20 protein-coding genes are annotated in these 22,091 nt (G+C 42.4%); 13 read left to right on the top strand and 7 right to left on the bottom strand.

The genetic code is table 11. The features are described 5' to 3' along the window. The first annotated feature begins 47 nt into the window (after positions 1-47). The 4 genes from AC1MCB_RS01555 to bcp all read left to right on the top strand — a co-directional run bounded on the left by AC1MCB_RS01555 (position 48) and on the right by bcp (position 3,573). The gene (locus AC1MCB_RS01555) at positions 48-596 is read left to right on the top strand and encodes a T9SS type A sorting domain-containing protein (protein ID WP_479966987.1); all 549 of its coding nucleotides are present in this window, start codon (positions 48-50) and stop codon (positions 594-596) included. Between the two features lie 126 nt (positions 597-722). Beyond that, positions 723-1,334, top strand: a complete 612-nt coding sequence (locus AC1MCB_RS01550) for a fumarylacetoacetate hydrolase family protein (protein WP_479966986.1) — start codon at positions 723-725, stop codon at positions 1,332-1,334. A gap of 25 nt (positions 1,335-1,359) precedes the next feature. After that, entirely contained in the window at positions 1,360-3,075 is a 1,716-nt protein-coding gene (locus tag AC1MCB_RS01545; RefSeq protein WP_479966985.1) for a M23 family metallopeptidase, read from the top strand. 36 nt (positions 3,076-3,111) lie between these two features. Beyond that, a complete protein-coding gene (gene bcp, locus AC1MCB_RS01540; RefSeq protein ID WP_479966984.1) occupies positions 3,112-3,573 on the top strand; it encodes a thioredoxin-dependent thiol peroxidase in 462 nt (153 codons plus the stop codon). 27 nt (positions 3,574-3,600) lie between these two features. Here the strand turns inward: bcp and AC1MCB_RS01535 are convergent, their stop codons facing one another. Genes AC1MCB_RS01535 through AC1MCB_RS01520 form a run of 4 tightly spaced genes read right to left on the bottom strand, consistent with a single transcriptional unit; the run spans position 3,601 to position 9,121 of the window. Next, positions 3,601-5,580 (bottom strand): OmpA family protein, encoded by a 1,980-nt coding sequence (locus tag AC1MCB_RS01535; RefSeq protein WP_479966983.1) that lies wholly within the window; start codon positions 5,578-5,580, stop codon positions 3,601-3,603. 11 nt (positions 5,581-5,591) lie between these two features. Further along, the gene (locus tag AC1MCB_RS01530; protein WP_479966982.1) at positions 5,592-6,572 is read right to left on the bottom strand and encodes a PorP/SprF family type IX secretion system membrane protein; all 981 of its coding nucleotides are present in this window, start codon (positions 6,570-6,572) and stop codon (positions 5,592-5,594) included. Between the two features lies 1 nt (position 6,573). Next, entirely contained in the window at positions 6,574-7,773 is a 1,200-nt protein-coding gene (locus tag AC1MCB_RS01525) for a T9SS type B sorting domain-containing protein (RefSeq protein WP_479966981.1), read from the bottom strand. 1 nt (position 7,774) lies between these two features. Further along, positions 7,775-9,121, bottom strand: coding sequence for a hypothetical protein (locus tag AC1MCB_RS01520; RefSeq protein ID WP_479966980.1), 1,347 nt, complete (start codon positions 9,119-9,121; stop codon positions 7,775-7,777). Positions 9,122-9,305: 184 nt separating this feature from the next. Between AC1MCB_RS01520 and AC1MCB_RS01515 the strand changes: the two genes are divergently transcribed. The 6 genes from AC1MCB_RS01515 (at position 9,306) to AC1MCB_RS01490 (ending at position 14,205) form a co-directional block, all read left to right on the top strand. Then, positions 9,306-10,151, top strand: coding sequence for a transketolase (locus AC1MCB_RS01515; RefSeq protein WP_479966979.1), 846 nt, complete (start codon positions 9,306-9,308; stop codon positions 10,149-10,151). Positions 10,152-10,225: 74 nt separating this feature from the next. After that, a complete protein-coding gene (locus tag AC1MCB_RS01510; RefSeq protein WP_479966978.1) occupies positions 10,226-11,182 on the top strand; it encodes a transketolase family protein in 957 nt (318 codons plus the stop codon). Positions 11,183-11,300: 118 nt separating this feature from the next. After that, entirely contained in the window at positions 11,301-11,849 is a 549-nt protein-coding gene (locus tag AC1MCB_RS01505; protein ID WP_479966977.1) for an RNA polymerase sigma factor, read from the top strand. 30 nt (positions 11,850-11,879) lie between these two features. Continuing rightward, positions 11,880-12,509 carry a hypothetical protein gene (locus AC1MCB_RS01500; RefSeq protein ID WP_479966976.1) on the top strand — a complete coding sequence of 210 codons (630 nt, stop codon included), beginning with the start codon at positions 11,880-11,882 and terminating at the stop codon, positions 12,507-12,509. A gap of 17 nt (positions 12,510-12,526) precedes the next feature. Further along, entirely contained in the window at positions 12,527-12,943 is a 417-nt protein-coding gene (locus AC1MCB_RS01495) for a hypothetical protein (RefSeq protein ID WP_479966975.1), read from the top strand. A gap of 62 nt (positions 12,944-13,005) precedes the next feature. Continuing rightward, entirely contained in the window at positions 13,006-14,205 is a 1,200-nt protein-coding gene (locus AC1MCB_RS01490) for an aspartate aminotransferase family protein (protein ID WP_479966974.1), read from the top strand. A 52-nt stretch (positions 14,206-14,257) separates the two neighbouring features. Here the strand turns inward: AC1MCB_RS01490 and AC1MCB_RS01485 are convergent, their stop codons facing one another. The 3 genes from AC1MCB_RS01485 to AC1MCB_RS01475 form a co-directional block, all read right to left on the bottom strand. Next, positions 14,258-14,836: a hypothetical protein gene (locus AC1MCB_RS01485; RefSeq protein WP_479966973.1), complete on the bottom strand. Its 579-nt coding sequence runs from the start codon at positions 14,834-14,836 to the stop codon at positions 14,258-14,260. Between the two features lie 90 nt (positions 14,837-14,926). Further along, positions 14,927-16,543 (bottom strand): peptide chain release factor 3, encoded by a 1,617-nt coding sequence (locus AC1MCB_RS01480; protein WP_479966972.1) that lies wholly within the window; start codon positions 16,541-16,543, stop codon positions 14,927-14,929. Between the two features lie 201 nt (positions 16,544-16,744). Next, positions 16,745-17,980, bottom strand: coding sequence for a GAF domain-containing sensor histidine kinase (locus AC1MCB_RS01475; RefSeq protein ID WP_479966971.1), 1,236 nt, complete (start codon positions 17,978-17,980; stop codon positions 16,745-16,747). Positions 17,981-18,439: 459 nt separating this feature from the next. Between AC1MCB_RS01475 and AC1MCB_RS01470 the strand changes: the two genes are divergently transcribed. From AC1MCB_RS01470 to AC1MCB_RS01460, 3 genes are read left to right on the top strand one after another with little or no spacing between them, the layout of a single operon-like run. Next, complete coding sequence (locus tag AC1MCB_RS01470) at positions 18,440-19,078, top strand: vWA domain-containing protein (RefSeq protein WP_479966970.1); 639 nt, start codon at positions 18,440-18,442, stop codon at positions 19,076-19,078. A 20-nt stretch (positions 19,079-19,098) separates the two neighbouring features. After that, complete coding sequence (locus AC1MCB_RS01465; RefSeq protein WP_479966969.1) at positions 19,099-20,514, top strand: PP2C family serine/threonine-protein phosphatase; 1,416 nt, start codon at positions 19,099-19,101, stop codon at positions 20,512-20,514. Positions 20,515-20,552: 38 nt separating this feature from the next. Continuing rightward, a complete protein-coding gene (locus tag AC1MCB_RS01460) occupies positions 20,553-22,061 on the top strand; it encodes a protein kinase domain-containing protein (protein WP_479966968.1) in 1,509 nt (502 codons plus the stop codon). The last annotated feature ends 30 nt before the right edge of the window (positions 22,062-22,091 follow it).

Genomic DNA, 22,091 nt, shown 5'->3' with positions numbered 1-22,091 from the left:
GCAAAGTATAAAAATATTATTTATATTTTTGGAGTGAGATATTAAGCATGAAAGAACACTACCTGCGTAATGTATTCTATTTACTTATTGCCGTCATGTACATGTCGGTGTCCGGTGAGGTGCATGCAGGTACTCAGGTCTCAAGTGGTGATACAACCATTTCAAGCAAGCCAAAAATTACTGACACTCGTAAAAATAAGCCAGCTTATCTGAAGAATGGAGTCAAAGTAAACTTTGTACCGTTCAAGCCCCAGGTAGATAAAGTGTTCGGCAACACATCGTCTGTTCCCCCTAAAATAAAAGAGATCGACACTATTGAAAAAGACGATAATAAGATTTTAAACAATGTTAAAGTCTACCCAAATCCGGTAACTAACCTGCTTAATCTGACATTTCTGGTCAATAAAGATTCAAATGTGACGATAATGATTATGGATGTACTTGGAAACGAAGTAGCTACACTCTTTTCCGAACGACTTTCCGCTGGTCAGCAAATTCAGTCGTTCAATATTGCTTCTAAACTAACAAGCGGCTTCTATTTTGTCCGGTTGATTGTTGGCAATGAAACCGTTATCAAGCGGATTTCTGTTCTCTAAATTATAGCAGAAATATTTTATTGCGGACTCCAGCTATTAGAAAACAACTAATATCTTAGCGCTTTCAAACCGGGCAGGTTTCTAAAACCGCTACACAGTTAAACTCCTTTATATAAAAATTTCAGAATGAAAGTGATTGCCATTGGCCGTAATTACGCCGAACATGCTAAAGAATTAAATAATCCAGTACCTACTACTCCAGTAATATTCCTGAAACCTGATACAGCAGTTTTAAAAGATAATAAGCCGTTCTACCATCCGGATTTTTCGTCTGATATTCACCATGAGATCGAAATTGTTCTGAAAGTCACCAAAGAAGGGAAGCATATTTCAGAAAAGTTTGCCGGTAAGTATTTCGAAGAGATCGGACTAGGAATAGATTTTACAGCTCGTGATATCCAACAAAGGCATAAAGAAAAAGGACTGCCATGGGAGTTAGCGAAGGCTTTCGACAATTCAGCACCGGTTAGCCGTTTTATTGCTAAAGGTGACTTCAAAAATCTGAATGATCTTAACTTTCATTTGGATATTAACGATCAAACTGTCCAGACGGGCAATACGTCTAACCTTCTATTTTCGTTTGAATATATTATAGCATTTGTTTCAAAGTATTTCACATTAAAAAAAGGCGACCTTATTTTCACCGGCACGCCTCAGGGTGTCGGCAAGGTTAGTCAGGGAGACCGGTTGGCAGGCTATTTGGAAGATGTAAAGTTGCTGGATTTCGACATCCGGTAGATATCAACAAACTTAAATCCTTCAAATGCTGCGTCACTTTTTGTTACTATTCGTTTTATTTAATTCCAGTTTAGTTTTTTCCCAGGATATATTAGTTTCAAAAAGGTATCCTAAGGCAGACTTCAGGCCGCCACTAGATCTACCACCAATTATATCAGGTTCATTTGGAGAATTGCGTGGCAACCATTTTCATTCGGGGATGGACTTTAAAACGAATCAGCGTGAAGGCTACCCAGTGTATGCTGTGGCCGACGGATACATATCACGGCTGCGTGTCCAGTCTGTTGGATTTGGGAATGCTGTCTATGTGACACACCCCAATGGTTATACTACCGTCTACGGACATTTGCAACGCTTCAATGATCGAATCTCGCAAACAGTTAAGAACTATCAGTATCGTATAGAATCATTTGATGTAGACTTCCCCCTGCTCCCTATTGAGATACCTGTTAAGAAAGGTGAGATTATAGCATGGTCAGGAAATTCGGGAAGCTCCGGCGGCCCGCACTTGCATTTCGAGATTCGCGACACTCAGACAGAGGAAACAATCAATCCGCAACTCTTTGGACTAACCGTGCCTGATCATGTAAAGCCAATTATCAACGGTCTTTATCTTTACAAATTAGGGAATCAGCCGTTCAGCCATGAAACTACCAAGCAGTTTTTCCAGGTCACCGGCGCTGCAGGATCATACAAGATAAGCCAGGATCCGGTTATTAACTTTTCAGGCGATGCAGGGTTTGGAATTATGACCCATGACCAGAATTCCGCTTCGACTAATAGGGTTGGAGTATATTCAATTGAGCTTTTAGTAGACGGCCAAAGCATTTATTCTTCTGTTTGGGAACGGTTCTTTTTCGAACATTCCCGGTCAATAAACTCACACCTGGATTATCCGGCCTTTATATCTGCTGGAAGGCGAATACAGAAAAGCTTTATTGAACCCGGTAATCTTTTAACGCTCTACAAAAATCTCCAAAACAATGGAATTTTAAATTTCAGCGATGGCGAAATCCATGAGGTTAAATACATTGTTAAAGATGTGGCTGGTAATACAAGTAATTTGAGTTTTCGGATAAAGACTAATCCACCGTCTATTCTCGCTAATAACACTATATCATCAGCTAACAAGTTCTTCTTTGATCAGGACAACAAATTCGAGACCACTGAATTTAAGTTAGCTGCTCCAAAAGGATCTTTCTACAGTAATTTAAATTTCACTTATAAAACTTCAGCCAAACCAGCGGGTGCTTTTTCTAAAATGCATCATGTTCACACACGACTGATGCCGATCAATGAGGCAATAACCATCTGGATAAAGCCTGATTCGACTTTGAAACCTGAGCTACAACAGAAAGCGCTCATCGCTAATGTTAGAGGTGGTTCAATTGGAGGAGTCTACGAAGACGGATTCATTAAGGCAAATGCTCGGGATTTTGGCAATTATTACATAAAAATCGACACTACCCCACCAAGAATAACCCCTGTCAATATTACAGATGGGAAGGTATTAAGCGGTATATCGAGAATCAGTTTTAAGGTTTCAGACGATCTTTCAGGGCTTCGAAACTTTAGGGCAACTATTGACGGACGGTGGGTACTAATGGAATTTGATGCGAAGAGAGCATTACTATGGCACACTTTCGACAAAAGTACAGGCCCGGGAAACCATCAGCTCCAACTGGTTGTTTCTGATATAAAATTAAATGCGCAGACCTTTAATGCTAGCTTCACAAGATAGCCCCTACTAATATTAAATCTTAATAAATCAATTACAATGGAGGAATTAAAAGAAGGCGATCAGGCACCCGGTTTTACAGCCAATGATCAAAATGGAAATTCAGTTTCGTTAAGCGACTTTAAGGGGAAAGATGTTATTCTATACTTCTACCCAAAGGATGATACTCCCGGCTGTACGGCTGAATCATGCAGTTTCCGGGACAACTACCAGGAGTTATTAAGTAAAGGATTTGAAGTGATTGGTGTGAGCGTAGATGATGAAAAATCTCATAAGAAATTTGTGAACAAATACCAGTTGCCATTCACTTTAATATCAGATGTTAATAAGAGCATAGTGGAAGATTATGGTGTTTGGGTAGAGAAGAATCTTTACGGGAAGAAATACATGGGCACCGCCCGAAAGACTTTCATTATTAATAAGGAAGGGATGATTAAAAAGGTCATCGACAAAGTCGATACGAAAAACTCGTCACAACAAGTACTCCAGCTCGTTTGTTAGAAATATTTAAACTACTTACTCTAAGTTCTACTTTTTAACTACTGATGCAGTAAGATCAGTTGTAGCTGTCTTAACTTTTACAACTTTAAATTCGGTACGACGATTCTCCTGATGCTCCGCTTCTGAACACCTGCTCGAGTCACCACAGTTGTGCAGAAGCTGTGCTTCGCCAACTCCAACAGCATTATACCGCTCCGAGCTTATCCCGTTAGCTTGCAAAAAGGCAACCGCTGATTCAGCACGCTTTTGCGATAATATCTGGTTGTAAGCTGCGGTACCCCTGGCGTCAGTATGAGCGCGCATCTCAATATTTACATTTGGGGTTGAATTCATAAAGCTTACCACCCGACTCATTTCATGCACTGCATCCGGCCGTATGTTCCATCTATCAAAATCATAGTGGATATTATTTAAACGAACCAGGTAAGATGCGTCACTTCGTTCCAGTTCAAACTTCACGTTGAAAGTGGTCGACTCTTTTACATTGCGTGTTGAAATCTGACCTTCCTGACGAGTAAAATAGCGGCCATCGTCGCCTTTGATGATGTAGTCTTGTTCTGGCTCAAGTTCGAATCTAAAATTCCCGGCTGTATCAGATAACACAGACGTCTGTTTACCGGTGTTTATGTTGATCAAATGTACAATTAGTTCCGTTAAAGGAGAACCGTCGACCTTGTCAATGACTTGTCCTTCTACAGCTAGAGCGTAAATAATTGCCTTAGGAGTGGAAATTGTAAAACGATATATATCGTCCAATCCCCGCCCACCTTTACGATTCGAGGAAATTAATCCATTTTGACCGTCAAGGTAAAGTATCCCGAAATCATCCTTAGGTGAGTTGATTGGAGATTTTAAGTTCTCCGCCATACCGAATTCGTTGAAACGGCCTTTTGCACGAAAAACATCAAGCCCGCCCATACCTACATGTCCCTTCGAAGAAAAATGTAATTCGCCATCAAAGCTTACAGACGGAAATCCTTCATCGTCAGCTGAATTAACGTTAGATCCACAGTTTACAGGACTCCCCCATGAGCCGTCAGTATTTTTGCGGGAGGCGTAAATATCGCTTCCGCCAACACCGCCTGGCATATCTGATGTGAAATAAAGTATATTCCCGTCAGGAGAAATTGCCGGATGCTGAACAGAAAAGCTTTTATCGCTATTGAACGGTAGAGCAACAGGCTGTTTCCAGGTTTCCCCCTCTTTAACTGAGTAATAAATAAAATTACGTCCTATCACTTTCCCCTTGCCTTTCTTCGAGTCATCAGCTTCTGATCTTGAAAAATATACCGTATCACCGCTGGTAGTGAAAACTGCCGGACCAGTGTGAAACTCATTATTGATTGGATCAGGTAAGAGACTTAACTTCGGAGTGCTACCACCAGTACTCTCATATAATTTCAGGTATGGATTGCCAGTCCATCCGTAAACCTCATCGCCTTTTTTAGTAGCTTCGCTCTTTACAAACCAACGGTCAGAAACGAATACATACCCCGATTTGTACTTAACGGGGGAGAATTCCGAATACTCAGAATTGAAAGGCAGTTGATTTTCAATACTTACGTTAGGCTCCGGATTTTCGGCCCACATTTTCGCCGCATCACATGAGTTTGCCAATACCATAGCCGCCGCAGCCTTTTGTGGGACGGCCTGGGCGTAAAGCACGTAATTCTGCTTTGCCTGGGTGAATTTAGAATTCTGCTTTTGAGCGTCAGCTAAGTATTTGTAGTTGATGGGATCAAAATCCGCAAAAGAAAGAACTGCCTGATAGGCTTGCTCAGCCGCTTCCGTATTATTGATGAACCGATAACAGTTTGCCAATTTCTGCGCTACCTCCAGTGAAGGGTTCTTTTTCAGAATTTTCTCGTACAGATCGATTGCGAATTTGTAATCGTATTTCTCATAATACTTATTCGCTTTCTCGATATTATCTGAGAATATATTCTGCGGCAGAAAATAAATAAAGAAACAGAATGACGATGCGATTAATATTTTTCTGTAATTCATCGAATTATTTATTAGAAATACCTTGGAGTAGGCATCGCGGTTACTTTTTTATTACTGTTAATGATCAGGCCCAATGAAATTTCATGAGTACCATTCGTATAATCCCCCATATCAGATAAGGAATAATCATACGAATATCCTAACCTGTATTTTTTGGCAACAAACATTTCCACTGCACCAACAACTGCATTCTTTTTGAAAGAACCGCTTTCCCATTCTGTTTTTTCCCACAAATTCAGTCCGCTGCGATAAGATGCCCCCAGCCAGATAGCCTCTTTGAAAAGAAAGAAAGCATTTACATCCAGGTTAGTAGGTCCCTTTGTATCGTCGCGAAACATGATCGAGGGTTTAAATTTAACATTTTCCGTGAGATCTAACAGATATCCAGCTGTTACGAAAAAATGCTTCCCCTGCCGGGCAATCACATCCTTACCTGTTTGCTGATAATTCAATGAACTCGAGATCATATTAGTGACGGACGCTCCGGCGTAAAATTTCTCATTGCTAAAATGAACGCCAAATTTACCATCCGGAGATATAAAGTTCTGATCGCCGCTATTGAAATTTGGATCGTTTGGATCATCAATATTTGCCTGTCCTGCGTTGAGTGAGTATTGTGATACACCCAATGCAAGTCCAAAAGCCAGCCTCGCATTTTCACCGAAAGGAAGACGATATGAATAATTACCATAAGCCGCTGTTTGCGACTGAAGCCCTATTTTATCGTTAACAATGCTCAGGCCTAACCCTACATTTTTGTTGTTAAAAAAAGCCCCATCAATAATCAGTGTTTGTGTCTTGGGGGAGCCGGGCAAACCAACCCATTGATTTCGGTGCAACAAACTAACGTTCACGTCTTCTCTGTAACCTGCGTAAGCTGGATTAATGACAAGACTGTTAAACATATACTGACTGAACTGGGCATCCTGTTGTGCAAGTGCTGTGAAGCCGCTTAAACAAGTTATTAAAACTACTATGCTAAATCTTTTCATATCAATCCTTCTTCACCATAGTTATGAATCCCTTGTATGATTTCTGAACTCCGTCTACAGAAACCTTCAGTATATAATAGTACGTTCCGGGGTTGAGGTTTCCGCCATCCCACGCTTTTGCAGACGAGTAGCCCTTCGTCTTGAATACTTCATCGCCCCAGCGGTTGAATACACTAAGCTCATTGTTAGGATACAAATCCAGGTTTTTCACTTCCCAGGTATCATTCTTACCATCTCCATCAGGAGAAAAAGCATTGAAGAAAGTAAACGGCCCTTCTTCTCGTACCGCAGCTAGAGTAAATGGTAAATTGGTAATTACATCGGTTGAACTATACAGGATATTCTGATTCAATCCGTCGCCGAACGAACCAGTTGTAGCTGTTGAAGGGGCTGCCTTTTCCCAAATATTGAACCTGTTCCAATTTACAATTTGCTTCAGAGCGTTATCTTCAGAGGTGTTTTGAAAAAAGCGAATATTTACTCTTGAAGAACCGTTTTGGTCAAGCAGATGAAAATATTTCTCAAACACTGTTTCGATATCAGCTCGTTTACTTTGACGGCTATAGCCATCAGCGGAAGGATCTTTCTTAACGAATGAGGCCGAGAAGTAATTCTGTACATCATCCAGCAGATCCAATTCAACAGGACGGTATAGAACCGTTCCTCCTTCAGCGCTGCCCAAAGGATATAAGTAGGAATTCACAGAATTAATTATCCTAACCAGCTTCCCTTTGTTATCAGTACTGATAAACCCGGTAGTGCGATCAATTGCATATGGACTGGAATTTAATACCGAAAGGACAAATGCATCGGTTTTTAGTTCTCTGTCGTTTAAACTAAGATTTCCGGTGAGATCTGTATCGACCCCTAAGGTTTTCGCTCCGCCTCCAGATAAAGTAAGCGATGGGAACTCGGTTTTAAACGCTCCGGCAATAAATTGATCATCTCCTGACAACTCAACTACTCCGGTAGACAATTTACTGAACACGGTAAAATCAGGATCATTGTTCGACCAGTCTGCCTTTATGATCAATCGGCCGTCGTTAAGCACACTACCTGAATGATTGGTAAAAGCACCGTCAACAAAGAATATCGCACCAGACGAAATACTAATCTGCGAGCCACGATTAACTACCTGTGAGCGGGCCGTGTGTAGGCAGCCTACGGCTGCAAACAACATCAGCAATATAACACGTTTCATACTACTCGATTATGGTAATATGAAAACTTTGTGAAATTGCTGCTGTAGGTGCCGCTCCTGTATTCGTAAACTTCACTTCCACAGTTCCATCAACAGAAACACGGGCATAAGCGATAACTAAGCCATCCGGCAATTCAGCTGAGGGAGATACCGACACTGATGAAGCGACCTTTGCATTAGGGACAGAGAAAGATGTTTTTGCTGAGGATCCCGCTCCAAGTAAGGTGATGGTTCCGGATACAGTTGATTTAATTACGTTAGTGATCGTTGTTCCCTGCATCCCTATTCTGGCTGTGCCATTCACTTCCAATTTCCTTGTTGGTGCAATGACACCGATACCAATATTCCCGCTGGAAGTCACTCTCAACCTGTCGACAAGATTAGTTGCGATTACAAAATCCTTTGCATCACGCGTTCCGATAAAATCACCTGAAGCACCGGGGGTAGTGCCGATATTACCATTTTTAACCCAGACGTTATCCGGGGTAGGACCTACCGGACCTTTTATATTCGCTGATATAACCCAGCCACCAGCATTCCTGGTATAAACGTCACCAAGATCATTGTCCAGATAAAGATCATTTAAAACTCCTTCGGAAGCTGCTGGAGCACCGCTCCCACTTAACCAGGTAGCACCATCCTCTCCTTTAGGTCCCGGAGGGCCTGCAGGACCATCCGGACCTTGCGGACCGGGAGCACCAACCGGACCGGGAGCACCAGCCGGACCAACCGGACCAGCAGGTCCAGGCGTACCAGCAGGGCCGGGTGCACCAACGGGCCCCGGTGCACCGATCGGACCAGGAACACCGGCAGGACCATCGTTACCTACCGGACCTTGTGGCCCAACAGGTCCAGGAGCGCCAACCGGACCCGGAACACCAGCAGGACCAGTAACGCCCGCAGGGCCATCGTTACCTACCGGACCTTGCGGACCGACAGGACCAGGAACACCGGCAGGACCCGTAGCACCGGCTGGACCTAAAAGTCCCTGAGGACCTTGAGGACCTATCGGACCATTTGAAATATCATACCATTGATCGGTGAGCCAGAAGTTAAATCGCTGTGCTGTTACATTATAGATCAACAGCCCATTAATATCAGAATTACTTGTTCCGGGAGCTTGTAATACATCACGTTGTGAGGTAGTCAGTCTGGGAATTAACAAACCTTTGGAATCAGAAACAATATCCAGGGCGGTTTTATCGTTTGGAGTTTCAGTCCCGATGCCTACCGAACCGCTCTGAGCGAAGAGATCCGCACCAAGAAACAGGCAAGAAAACAACGTGAGGGCCAGAAATTTGCCGGCTAAACTCTTAAACCTAAAAAGGGAAGGTAAATTTTTTATCATAAACGAGCGTTTTAAAATTATTAATGCTGATTTCGGGGTTGAAAGTACTGAATTTCATATTACGATACATCTAACATTTTAGTTTCAAACTTATTAACATTGTCTCCTTCAATATTTTTGGCGGGAACGCACCGCCATTTCAACTACAATGGCTAATTTAGCGCCGCTGTAAGCAAAAATAATTATGACTCCAGATATAGAAAAATTAACAGGTATTGCTACCCAGGTGCGGCGTGATATTGTGAGAATGGTTCATGGATGCCAGTCAGGGCACCCAGGCGGTTCATTAGGTTGTGCCGATTACTTTGTAGCCTTGTACTTTCAGGTAATGAGGCACAATCCCGATTTTCACATGAACGGAAAGGATGAAGACCTTTTCTTTCTTTCAAACGGGCACATTTCCCCTGTGTGGTATAGTGTGCTGGCGCGTGCCGGGTATTTCGATGTAGATGAACTTTCTACCTTTCGTAAATTGAACACTCGTTTACAGGGTCATCCCACTACTCACGAACATTTACCGGGTATCCGTATTGCTTCCGGTTCTTTGGGTCAGGGGCTTTCAGTGGCAATAGGTGCGGCAACCGCTAAAAAACTTAATAACGATCCAAACCTTGTTTACTCTCTTCACGGTGATGGTGAATTACAGGAAGGCCAGATCTGGGAAGCAGCTATGTATGCGCCCCATAATAAGGTCGATAATCTTATTTCCACGATCGACGTTAATGGTCAGCAGATTGACGGTTCTACGGAAAACGTTTTATCGCTCGGTAATCTTCGTAGTAAATGGGAAGCCTTTGGCTGGGAAGTTTTAGAGATGAATGGTAACGACATGCAGGACGTTGTCAGAGTTCTCGAACTTGCTAAATCAAAGACCGGGAAAGGAAAGCCAATCATGATCCTTATGCAGACTGTTATGGGCAACGGCATTGACTTCATGATGCATTCTCATAAATGGCACGGAATAGCACCAAACGATGAGCAGTTAGCCGCAGCGCTTTTACAATTAGAGGATACTAAAGAAGACTATTAGGTAGTATTGAGAGGTAAGATCTAGTCTTGAGACAGAACCGCCAGATTACTAACTAAACAACACTAAATAATCACATGAAAAAATACACATATAGCGAAAAGAAAGATACCCGTTCTGGTTTCGGTGCCGGCTTGCTTGAAGTTGGAAAGAATAATGCAGATGTGGTAGCCCTTTGCGCTGACCTTACCGGCTCGTTGAAGATGGACGCTTTTCAAAAAGAATTTCCCGAGCGTTTTTTCCAGGTCGGAATTGCTGAAGCCAATATGATCGGTATGGCGGCAGGTATGACTATTGGCGGCAAAATCCCTTATACTGGAACCTTTGCCAATTTTTCTACAGGAAGGGTGTACGATCAAATACGCCAGTCTGTAGCTTATTCTAACAAGAACGTAAAGATCTGCGCTTCACATGCAGGCCTTACTTTAGGAGAAGATGGTGCTACACACCAAATACTTGAAGATATCGGTTTGATGAAAATGCTTCCCGGCATGACTGTCATAAATCCATGTGACTATAATCAAACAAAGGCAGCTACTATCGCAATTGCCGAACACGAAGGACCAGTTTATTTACGGTTCGGACGACCAACTGTTCCTGTTTTCACAGATCCTGATCAAAAGTTTGAAATCGGTAAAGCCTGGAAAGTTAATGAAGGCACAGATGTCAGCATTTTCGCAACAGGTCACCTTGTCTGGAAAGCTATTGAGGCAGGAGAAAAGTTAGCTGAAATGGGCATAAACGCAGAAATCATAAACATCCATACAATTAAACCACTGGATGAGAAAGCCATTCTTGAATCTGTAGCAAAAACGGGTTGTGTAGTTACAGCCGAAGAGCATAATCGTATAGGCGGCCTTGGCGATAGTATTGCCCAGGTTCTCGCTAGAAACAATCCCTTACCACAGGAATATATTGCTGTCGACGACAGTTTTGGCGAAAGCGGAACTCCTGACCAGCTTATGCAAAAATATGGACTGGAAGCAGAGGATATTGTTAAGGCTGTACAAAAAGTAATTAGCAGGAAAGGATAAGAGAGAGGCAGAAGGCACGAAGGTTGAAGGTAGGAGGACAAAACAACCTCCGCCTTCAACCTTGAACCTTTAACCTTCCGACCTCCCACCTTCAACCCTCCACCCCAACCGCTAAAACATGCAGGCAGAAGACTCCGAGATACTCAAAAAATTCGCTGATCCCAAGACAAGGAACGAAGCTTTCAACCTGCTTTTAGATAAATACCAACAAAAGATCTACTGGCACATCCGCCGCCTGGTGGTAAATCACGATGACGCTGACGACCTTGTGCAAGAGGTGTTCATAAAAGTTTGGAAGAACCTGGCTGAATTCAGGAGCGACTCGCAGCTATACACCTGGCTGTACCGCATAGCAACTAATGAGAGCATTACTTTTCTTAACCGCCAAAAACTCAAAAACAATGTTTCACTTGACGAAGTTGGTTATGATCTTGCTGATACTTTAGCAGGCAGTACCTATTTTGACGGCGACCAGGCTCAGATGAAACTTCAGAAAGCATTGTTAACACTCCCCGAAAAGCAACGCCTGGTTTTTAATATGAAGTACTTTGATGATCTGAAATACGATGAAATCTCTGCAATATTAGGAACAAGCGTAGGTGGCTTGAAGGCCTCTTTTCATCTCGCTGTTAAGAAAATTGAACAGTATCTTTTGAATACGGATTAAACCTTTAGACGATTTTCATATCTTAATATCATGGATTTAGAGAATACCGGTAAAGATTGGAAGGAAGAAGCTCCCTTGCTTGCCGCAATGGACAAAACAAATCCATTAACTGTACCAGAGAACTACTTCAGCACTTTAAAAGACCACATTATAACCCGTTGTTTCGTTGAAGATGCCCGGTTTAATAATAAAGATGAATTTACAGTTCCGGAAGGCTACTTCGACTCTCTCCGTTCCCAGATTGAAAGTCGTGTAGCTGAAGAAACAGTGCGTGAGCTTGCGCCTGTCGATGGTTTTACGGTTCCCAATGAATACTTTACTTCACTGCAGGAGCGCATTCTAGCTAAAACTCAAAGTGTGGAGGAGCCGGCGCAAATAGTCATTAAGCCGATTAAATCAAACTGGATTAAATATGCTGCCGCTGCCTGTGTAACGGTTGCTATCGGTTTCGCACTAATTTTTAATAGTCAGAATACCAGCCTTGAATCTCAATTAAGTAGCATTCCCGATCAGGAGATTATCAACTACCTGCAAGTGCATTCTGATATGAGCGATACACCCATAATCATGGAAAGCTCAATACAGACGGTTAATCTTAATAATAGAGTTGATGACTTTACTGATGATGAACTTGAAGATTATTTAAATACAACCCTTTAATATTAAGAAGAACAAATATGAGATTAATCTGGAGTTTCTTTATTTGCCTTGTGTTGGCCCTGCCCGTTTCGGCGCAGGAAAAAGGTCAGCGTTCGGAGCAGATAGAGTCTGTAAAAATTGCTTTTATCACCCAAAAATTAGCATTGAATACCTCTGAAGCTGAGAAATTTTGGCCGGTATATAACGAGTATCAACAAGAACTAAGGGAAGTATTTAAAGCAAGAAGGGAAGCTCGCAAAAATAAAGAAGGCAACCCGAACAATAAGCTAGATAACGAACTTGATTTCGAATCCAGGCTGCTTAATATCCGCAAAAAATACAAAGAAGAATTTTCAAAGGTTATTCCTTCTGATAAGGTCCTTCAATTCTTCCAGGCTGAGCGCGAATTCCGTGAACAGATGATCAAAGAGTTAAAAGATCGCCGAAAACCCTAAACGACATCAAAGAATTTGCGGAAGGCCTTCAGAATACATGGAGGCCTTTTGTATTTTTGCGCATGCTCACTCAACGCCAGTTATTTCTTTTAAATACCGCTCAAACTTCAAATTCACCTAAATCCCTCGAAATCGATTGTGCGGAAGGAGTATTTCTTACCGACACTTCCGGAGAAAAATATATTGATCTCGTCTCAGGCTTCGCGGTAAGCAATGTCGGTCACCGCCATCCAAAGGTGGTACAGGCAATTAAAGACCAGGCTGATAGGTATCTTCACGTAACTGTTTACGGCGAATACATCCAGTCTCCCCAGGTATTATTTGCTGAGAAACTATGCTCCATTCTCCCATCTTCCTTAAACTGCGTGTATTTTGTTAACTCGGGTGCTGAAGCTACCGAAGGTGCAATGAAGCTCGCTAAACGTTTCACTGGCAGGTCGCAAATTATTTCTTGTATAAACTCTTACCATGGCAGTACGCAGGGAGCACTGAGTTTGATGGGGAATGAGCATTACAAACAAGCTTACCGACCACTTTTACCCGGAGTTACTTTCATCCGTTTCAATGTAATCGAAGACCTTCACCACATCGCCACTGGTACCGCCGCCGTCTTTTTAGAAACCATCCAGGGCGAGGCAGGAGTGATTGTTCCATCTCAGGAATACATGACAGCCCTGCGAAAGCAATGCGATGAAACCGGAACCTTGTTGGTTTTAGATGAGATTCAAACCGGCATGGGTCGTACCGGAAAACTCTTCGGCTTTGAGCATTTTAACATCGTACCAGACATTTTACTTCTCGCAAAGGGTTTGGGAGGCGGGATGCCTATAGGTGCCTTTATAGCCGATAAAAAGATCATGGATTCTTTCAAAGAGAACCCGATTCTTGGGCACATCACCACCTTTGGTGGTCACCCTGTGAGCTGCGCAGCCGGATTAGCAGCCTTGAATGTGCTATTGGATGAACAGCTAACAGAGACCGTAGCCAACAAAGAAAAACTTTTCCGCCGTTACCTCCGCCATCCGGATATTGAGGAGATCCGTGGCAAAGGCTTGATGCTTTCGCTTCAGTTATCTTCTTTTGAAGATGTAGAAAGTGTTAGTAAAATATGTATGGAAGACGGCGTTATTATAGACTGGTTTTTGCATAACGAAACTTCACTACGGATTGCCCCACCCCTTGTTATTTCTGAAGATCAGATAAAGATGGCCTGTAGAATCATTATTCGAGCTATCGACATGTCAATCGAGGCTTATAATTAGCTTTGAGAAAATTGTGCTTTTAAATAAAGAGTTGTCGAAATATTGATAAAACCTACTCAGTTAATAAGGTAATGCATCCTTTTTCCAATACCTTCAACCGTGAGTTCAGTGAGTTTGCAGAAACACTGTCCTTAAGTGCAGTATAGGCGAACTTGATCGATGACAGAACCTGTTCATTCGGATCACATGCCATTGCCTTTTCAAGATGCGGCAGCGCCTGTTTTAACTTCGCGTTATATGCGCCGACATGTTTTTCCTGAAGATCGAGATCGTTCTTCTCCTGATTCACCTGATCGGCAAGGAGATTGGCCTGACTTAGATAAAGATATCCTAGTGCCATATGCGGCACATAATAATCCGGCTCGATCTCTAAAGACTTTTGATAATAGTTAATGGCCTGTTCGGTATTTTTCAGATTCTCAAACAAACCCGCAAGTTTATAGAAAAAGATCGCCTGCTGTTTTTGGGATAAAGAAGATGACTCCGGTAGAATTTTCTCTGCCAGCATAAAAGCCGATGACTCTCTTCCTTCTGTGATGGCTCCGCCAAAGTTATAGTAATGATCAACAACATCCTGAGACATCGCTGTGTTACAAATCAAGATCAATAGCAATGTGACTAACGGCTTCATATAATAACTAGTATTCAGTATTTAGAAATATCCTACAATTCGATAGCATCAGGTAGCAAAACCCTTTTTTATTCGTTGCTCCTTCTTCCTTTAACCCTTAACTCCTTCCTGCCCCTTCAGCATACTCCATTCAGAAGTATCATGAAATTCAATTTCAGGGAACTGTTTTAATGTATAATCAAGCTCCCAGGTAGAAGTAGCAAGAAACACCGGCTTCTTCTCTTTGTCATAAGCTATTTTGGAAGAATGATACTGCACAAACTTCCTCAAAGCTTCCGCATTAGCGGACGAAGCCCACCGAGCGTTAGAGATCCCCAAAGTCCTGAATTCACATGAAGCTCCATACTCATTCAACAGTCTGAATTTTATAACATCAAACTGAAGTTCTCCTACGGTGCCAATAATTCGTCTATTACCGGGATTCTGAACAAACAACTGAGCAACACCTTCATCACTTAACTGATTAATACCTTTTTCCAGCTGCTTCGTTTTCAACGGATCCCTGTTTTCCAGTTCCTTAAATATTTCCGGCGAAAATCTTGGGATTCCAATGAACTGTATATTCTCCCCCTCGGTCAGGGTATCACCGATCTTAAAGTTGCCGGCGTCATACAATCCAACTACATCGCCGGGCCACGCTTCTTCGACCAGGCTTTTACTATCGGCCATAAAACTGGTCGGATTTGCAAACTTTAATTTCTTTCCCAAGCGGGTATGATGATAAAACGTGTTTCTTTCGAACTTCCCCGAGCAAATCCGGCAGAATGCAATCCTGTCCCGATGATTTGGATCGAGGTTGGCGTGAATCTTAAACACAAACCCGGAAAACTTATTTTCATCCGGAGCTACGGTTCTCAGATCGGTTTCACGTGATTGCGGTTCAGGGGCGATCTCAACGAAGGTATCCAGCAATTCCTGAACACCAAAGCTGGTAATTGCACTTCCGAAAAACACTGGTGCAAGGTAACCCGAGCGGTATAACGATAGATCAAAGGGCTCAACTACTGTTTCAATCAGCTCGATATCTTCCCTTAGCTTATTTGCAAGTGTATCGCCCACAGTCTGGTCCAATACCTCACTTTCTAAAGATTCCACCTCCAAATAATCGTCTGCTATTGAGTTCTTATTTACACTGTAAAGATTTAGCTTCTTATTAAATATCTGGTAAACCCCTTTGAAGGAATTACCGATGCCGATAGGCCATGTAAGCGGTCTCGTGTAAATATTAAGCTCCTTCTCCAGCTCTTCAAGTAACACAAAAGGATCTTTCCCCTCACGGTCCATCTTATTAATGAATATGATAACCGGGGTATGACGCATCCGGCAAACTGCCATCAGCTTCCTGGTTTGCTCTTCAACTCCTTTTACACAGTCAATAACCAGAATCACCGAATCTACCGCTGTTAATGTTCGGTAGGTATCCTCCGCAAAATCCTTGTGCCCCGGGGTATCCAGGATATTTACTTTATGATCTTTGTAATTGAAACCCATTACAGAAGTGGCTACTGAAATTCCCCGTTGCTTTTCAATTTCCATGAAATCAGAAGTGGCGGTTTTCTCAGCCTTATTTCTCTTTACGGTACCGGCCTTTTGAATGGCACCGCCAAAAAGTAAAAGCTTTTCTGTTAACGTAGTCTTTCCGGCATCCGGGTGACTAATAATTCCAAAAGTTCTTCTTTTAGTAATTTCGCTTTGAAGTGGAGTCATAAAAGTGGGTTGCTGACATAAATCAGCAAAGAGATTATGTATTGATATTTAATTGGGAGTGATGATCGATCGGCTGCCTGAAGCTAGGGCGCTGAAGGCTTGCACTTTTTAAAAAATTTATTCATCAGCACAAATATACAGGTTATACCCCTTATACGCAAAAGGTGAGCTGCCTACGCCAATAGTAACTGAACTTATAAACTACTCCGCAATTGACTGTTCCTCATTTAACAGGGTTGATTCCTGTTCATTGTTAATATCCAGAGTTAAAGTGAAGGTAGTCAGCTCATCTGTCGAACTAACCTCAAGTATCCCACAATGAGCACGGGCGATTTCATAAGAGATATAAAGTCCAAGGCCTAAACCATTAAGCCCGGGTTTGGCATCCCCACGAAAAAACGGTTTAAATAAATTATGCAATATATTATCCGGAATCTTCGGACAACAATTTGAAACAGATAATTTAAAATTTCTCTGGTCGCTGAGGGCTGTCACAGTAACGGGTTTACCCGAGATACTATGAGTGAGTGCATTACTTAAAATATTAGAGAAAAGCTGTGCAATGCGTTTCCCGTCGCAGGCAACGGGGTATTGAAAATCAAATTTGGTTTCAATAATACGATCCGGCCATATCAAATTCAATTCAGTGATCACCTGAGACAATATTTCCTGTAGTGGCTCATCCTCTTTTTTCTCGAGATTGATTCCTTCTCCAAGCCTTCCACGAGCAAAGTCCAACACGTTTTCAATTAACTCCTTCATCCGGTAAGAGGAGTCTTGTATAATATTGGCAAGTCGCCTCATCCGGTCATCTAAAGGCATTCTCAACATCAGTTGGGCAACGTTGGCAACAGCGCCTACCGGATTTCGAAGGTCATGCCCTAAAACGGCAATGAACTGCTCGCGAAGTTCTGCCGTCTCTCGTTCCTCCTTTAACTGTTGTGCTGATAATTCCAATTGCTCTAAAGACTGCAGATGAAACGCAATCAGTTCCGCATAAAATTTGAACATGCCCATGATCTGAGGCGTCTTAACTACTGCCGGGTTGGGATCAATTGCGCACAACGTCCCGAAAAACTTGCCGCTCTTTAAAGTTATTGGAACAGAGATGTAGCTTTGCAGGCCGTACATGGCAGGAGTGTGATGATCAACGTAAACTTCATCCTGGCTCACATGATCAATAGCAACAACTTGTCTATGCTGCCTGACTTCATTACACAAAGTGGTTTCAACTTTTAATTCTCCACCAGGCAGTAAACCAAACTGAATCTTGTCTTCCACAGCGCAGGCAATCCATCGTTCCTCGGTAACGCGGGCAATGGCCGCAAAACCCATTCCGGTGGTCTGACAGATAATATCCAGGAGATCGTTTACAATGGGAATGCGTTTAACAAGCTCTATATCTGCCTGAATACGGGCAGCAGATGTTTCGTTCATATTATTTCACAGTAAGTGGCGCAAATTTACAAATATCGTTTTAATTGCCCTGCCTAATCAATGCCACCTAACTAGCATACAGTAATTCCACCACCCCGGTCATCCCTGTGGGACTCGTTCGCAAATAACCATATTCTCGCTATGTGATTCCAGGGTACTTACTATATCTTGATCTAAGGATGATATAGTTAGCACATAGTAAGCACCCTGTAAGCATATGGTTAAAGCCGAAGCAAAACCAGATCATTTTAGACCTCCCTTTACAAGTGAATTTTTACCAGAGCATCTCTGATTTTAGTGGATCTTTAAAAGATCTGTTAAACGGCAAGAAGGTAAAACACCTGCGATTAATTCAAAACTCTTTTGCGCCGGCAGGGTTTATAAAACCTATAAGGCCGCCCTTTTTCTATTGTGCTAGCCTTTTATAATAGCCATACACTTCCATCTAAACCTAAAAATATGAGAAGACTACCAGTGTATTTACTGCTTGACACTTCCGGTTCTATGACAGGAGAACCCATTGAAGCCGTTAAGAACGGGGTTCAGGTAATGATTAGTTCACTACGGCAGAATCCGCAAGCCATTGAAACTGCATTTATCAGTATTATCACTTTTGACAGTTCAGCCCAACAGGTTGTTCCGCTTACCGATCTGGCTTCGTTTCAGATGGTTGATATTAAAGCCACAGGCACCACTAGTTTGGGTGAAGCTTTAAAGCTGGTGTCAACTTGTATCGATAATGAAGTGGCTAAAACGACTCTCGAACAAAAGGGCGACTGGAAACCGCTGGTTTTCATCATGACCGATGGGATTCCAACAGATGACTGGCAAAGTGGTATGGAAGAATTTAAAAAACGCAAAACCGCTTTCACTGTAGCTTGCGCGGCCGGCAGCGGCGCCGACTCTAATCTGCTGAAGCAAATTACCGAGAATGTTGTCAGCCTGGACACGGCCGACAGCCAAAGCATCGCTAAATTCTTTTCGTGGGTTTCTGCATCCATTGGTGTTACCTCAACAAAAGTCGAAGATGCGGGTCAGGAAGTAACAGGGCTGGGCGAATTACCACCTCCCCCTTCTGAATTAAATATTGTTACATAGAGGAGATTAACTGAAACATCATGACAAGGGGAAGCGATGTTAAAGAACAGTTAATCAGATTCTTTAAGCACAATAATGTACAAATTCCCCCAAGTCGGCGCGATATTTTTGAACGCTTTATACAGGACCAGGAAAACATAGCTGACCTCAATATAATTGACCAACTTCAGGATAAGCTTATGAGCAAATGGAAACTTCAGGACAGGGTTGCCGAAATTAAGGGCCAGCCAATCCAGATCCTGAACGCAAACGTGGGTAAATCATATGAAGTGCGATTTGATTTCGAGAAATTTGGATGGGAGGATATCAGGGATTTCGAGTTTGAGGGACTCGAACAAGCCGGCTTGAGATTTGATGAACGGCAAAAACAAATTACCGGAAATCCAACTCAGAGCGGAGACATAAGTATCATATTTAAATTTAAGCTTGAAGGTCAGGCAGAAAGCGATCCGTTTAATGAAAAAGTCATTCCACTTATTGTTAATCCCAATCCAAGGAGCTTATGGAAAAACCTGGAGAGCAATAAAAATGATCCGTGGTGGAAAGAGGATGACGCCACCGTATTAGCTTCCCTGGGATCGCGACATATCTTGGTCTCATCGAAGCGGGGTCGTGCACACGCAAATGTTGGCTCCTTTCGCGAAGATGATTTTGCCTTCCATGAGTTAGAGAACGGCTGGAACATTGTTGCCGTCAGTGACGGTGCGGGAAGTGCAAAACTATCCAGAAAAGGATCGAGCATTGCCTGCAACAGCGTTGTGGAGCATTTCATGGAAGAATCGTCGGTGATCGATATGATTGTATTTGATGAGCTGTTATTGGAGCATCATGCGCAGCAGGCCGGCCATTCTGACAAGAATTTAAATCTTTTTGTTTACAACAACCTGGGGAAAGCAGTTTTCACCGTCCACAAAAGGTTGGAAAGTTTTGCTTCAACCGCAGGAGTTCCATTGAAGGATCTAAGCTGCACCCTTATATTTACCTTATTTAAAAAGTATGATTCGGGTTATGCCTTTCTTTCTTTTGGCGTGGGTGATTGTCCGATAGCTGTTTTGAATAAGGACGTAACTGAAGTCACTTTGCTAAACTGGATTGATGTGGGAGATTTTGGCGGTGGAACCCGATTTATTACCATGCCCGAGATATTTCAGAGTGAGAAATTTGCTACCAGGTTCAGCTTTAAATTTCTTGATGACTTCTCCTATCTGATATTAATGTCCGACGGAGTTTACGATCCAAAGTTTATTGTGGAAGCTAATCTGCCGAACGTTATTAAGTGGCAGGAGTTTTTAGAGGATTTGGGTGGTAAAAATGAAGATGGTGTGAAAGTAGATTTGAGCATACAAAATAAGGAGATCACTAAGCAGTTTTCAAAATGGATGGACTTCTGGAGCACTGGCAACCATGATGACCGGACATTGGCTATTGTCTTTTAGTTTAATTCTTAATAGCAGGTTATCACAAAGCCTAAATAATGAGTGTAAAAACGTCTTCTTCTGTTATTCATCCTGGTAAAACATATCAGTATGTAGATAATGGAGAACCTATGCGCGGAGGAATGAAAGATGTCTACTTTTCTCCTGACAAGTCGTATGTAATTGCCTTTTATCGCGATAAGCAAGATTTTAATTCAAAGGAGCGTTTAACGAAGCTGGTTAATCAATATTATGATAGCTTTTTTAGCCGCGAGGGTGGAGATTACTATAAGAACATCTACTCCTGGCCTACCGATATAGTACAGTTAGACGGTCAGATCGGCTTGGTTGTTCCTACGTACAAAAAGAACTTTTTTTTTACAAAGGGATACGCTTTAAGCGATGGAATAAAAGGAAAGGAAAAGCAAGGCTTATGGTTTGCCTCGGCGAAATTCAGGAATAAACAATTTAATTTACGGCTGGATGAAAGCGAACTGGGGGATTGGCTTAGCTACTTTCAAATTTGCGTAAAGATAGCAAGGGGCGTAAAACGTTTACATGCTGCCGGTTTAGCTCATTCGGATCTCTCGTATAAAAATGTGCTGGTAGATCCGGTTAGCAGAGATGCAACCATCATTGATATTGACGGCTTAGTAGTACCCGGCCTTTATCCGCCTGACGTTATTGGCACCGCAGATTTTATTGCTCCCGAGGTATTAAGCACGAAACACCTCGACATGCGTGATGCTAACCGGAAACATGCAAACCGCCTCACTGATCTGCATGCGCTGGCAGTGATGATCTATATGTACCTTTTGTACAGACATCCGCTAAAGGGCGGTAAAATCAATTCGCTGGATACCGAGCAGGACGATCTTCTATCAATGGGTGAAAAGGCATTGTTTATTGAACATCCTACTGATCTTTCAAACCGACCTAAATTAGACCAGGTATCTAAGTGGGCGTTGCCTTGGGCTGATGTCAGCAAATTACCCTATCAAATTACTGGTCCATATTTGAAGGCTCTATTTGAGCAGGCATTTCTTAAGGGACTTCATGACCCGCAATCGAGACCCAATGCAGATACCTGGGAACACGCGCTTTTAAAAACGACAGACCTGATGCAGCCCTGCTCTAATAAAGATTGTGATCAGCAATGGTTCGTGTTTGACAATACCAGCTCACCAAAATGTCCGTTTTGCGGAACAAAGATCAAGGGTACGCTACCGATACTTGATCTGTACTACGAATTTAAACCCGACATCTGGAAGCCCGAAAACCACCGTTTGATGGTTTATAGCAACCAATACTTGTTTCAATGGCATGTAAACAGGCAGGTGGTGAGAAATGAAAGGCTGACGGAAGAACAAAAAGTACCGGTGGGATATTTTACATATTATAATGGTAAGTGGGTGCTTGTGAATCAAAAGCTGGGCTCTTTAAGAGACCTGACTGACAATAAAGACATACCTACGGGTGCGATGGTAGATATTACAGACGGAAAAAGATTGTTGTTGTCAAACGAAGAAGGCGGCCGGGTTGTAATAGTTACGATGACCAACAAATAAGTATACCTATCTAAATAAAACACTAAAACT

This window comes from Daejeonella sp. AP26, from assembly GCF_056680515.1.
Note: the sequence above shows the minus strand (reverse complement) of the source record. Positions and strands in the feature narration are given on the sequence as shown.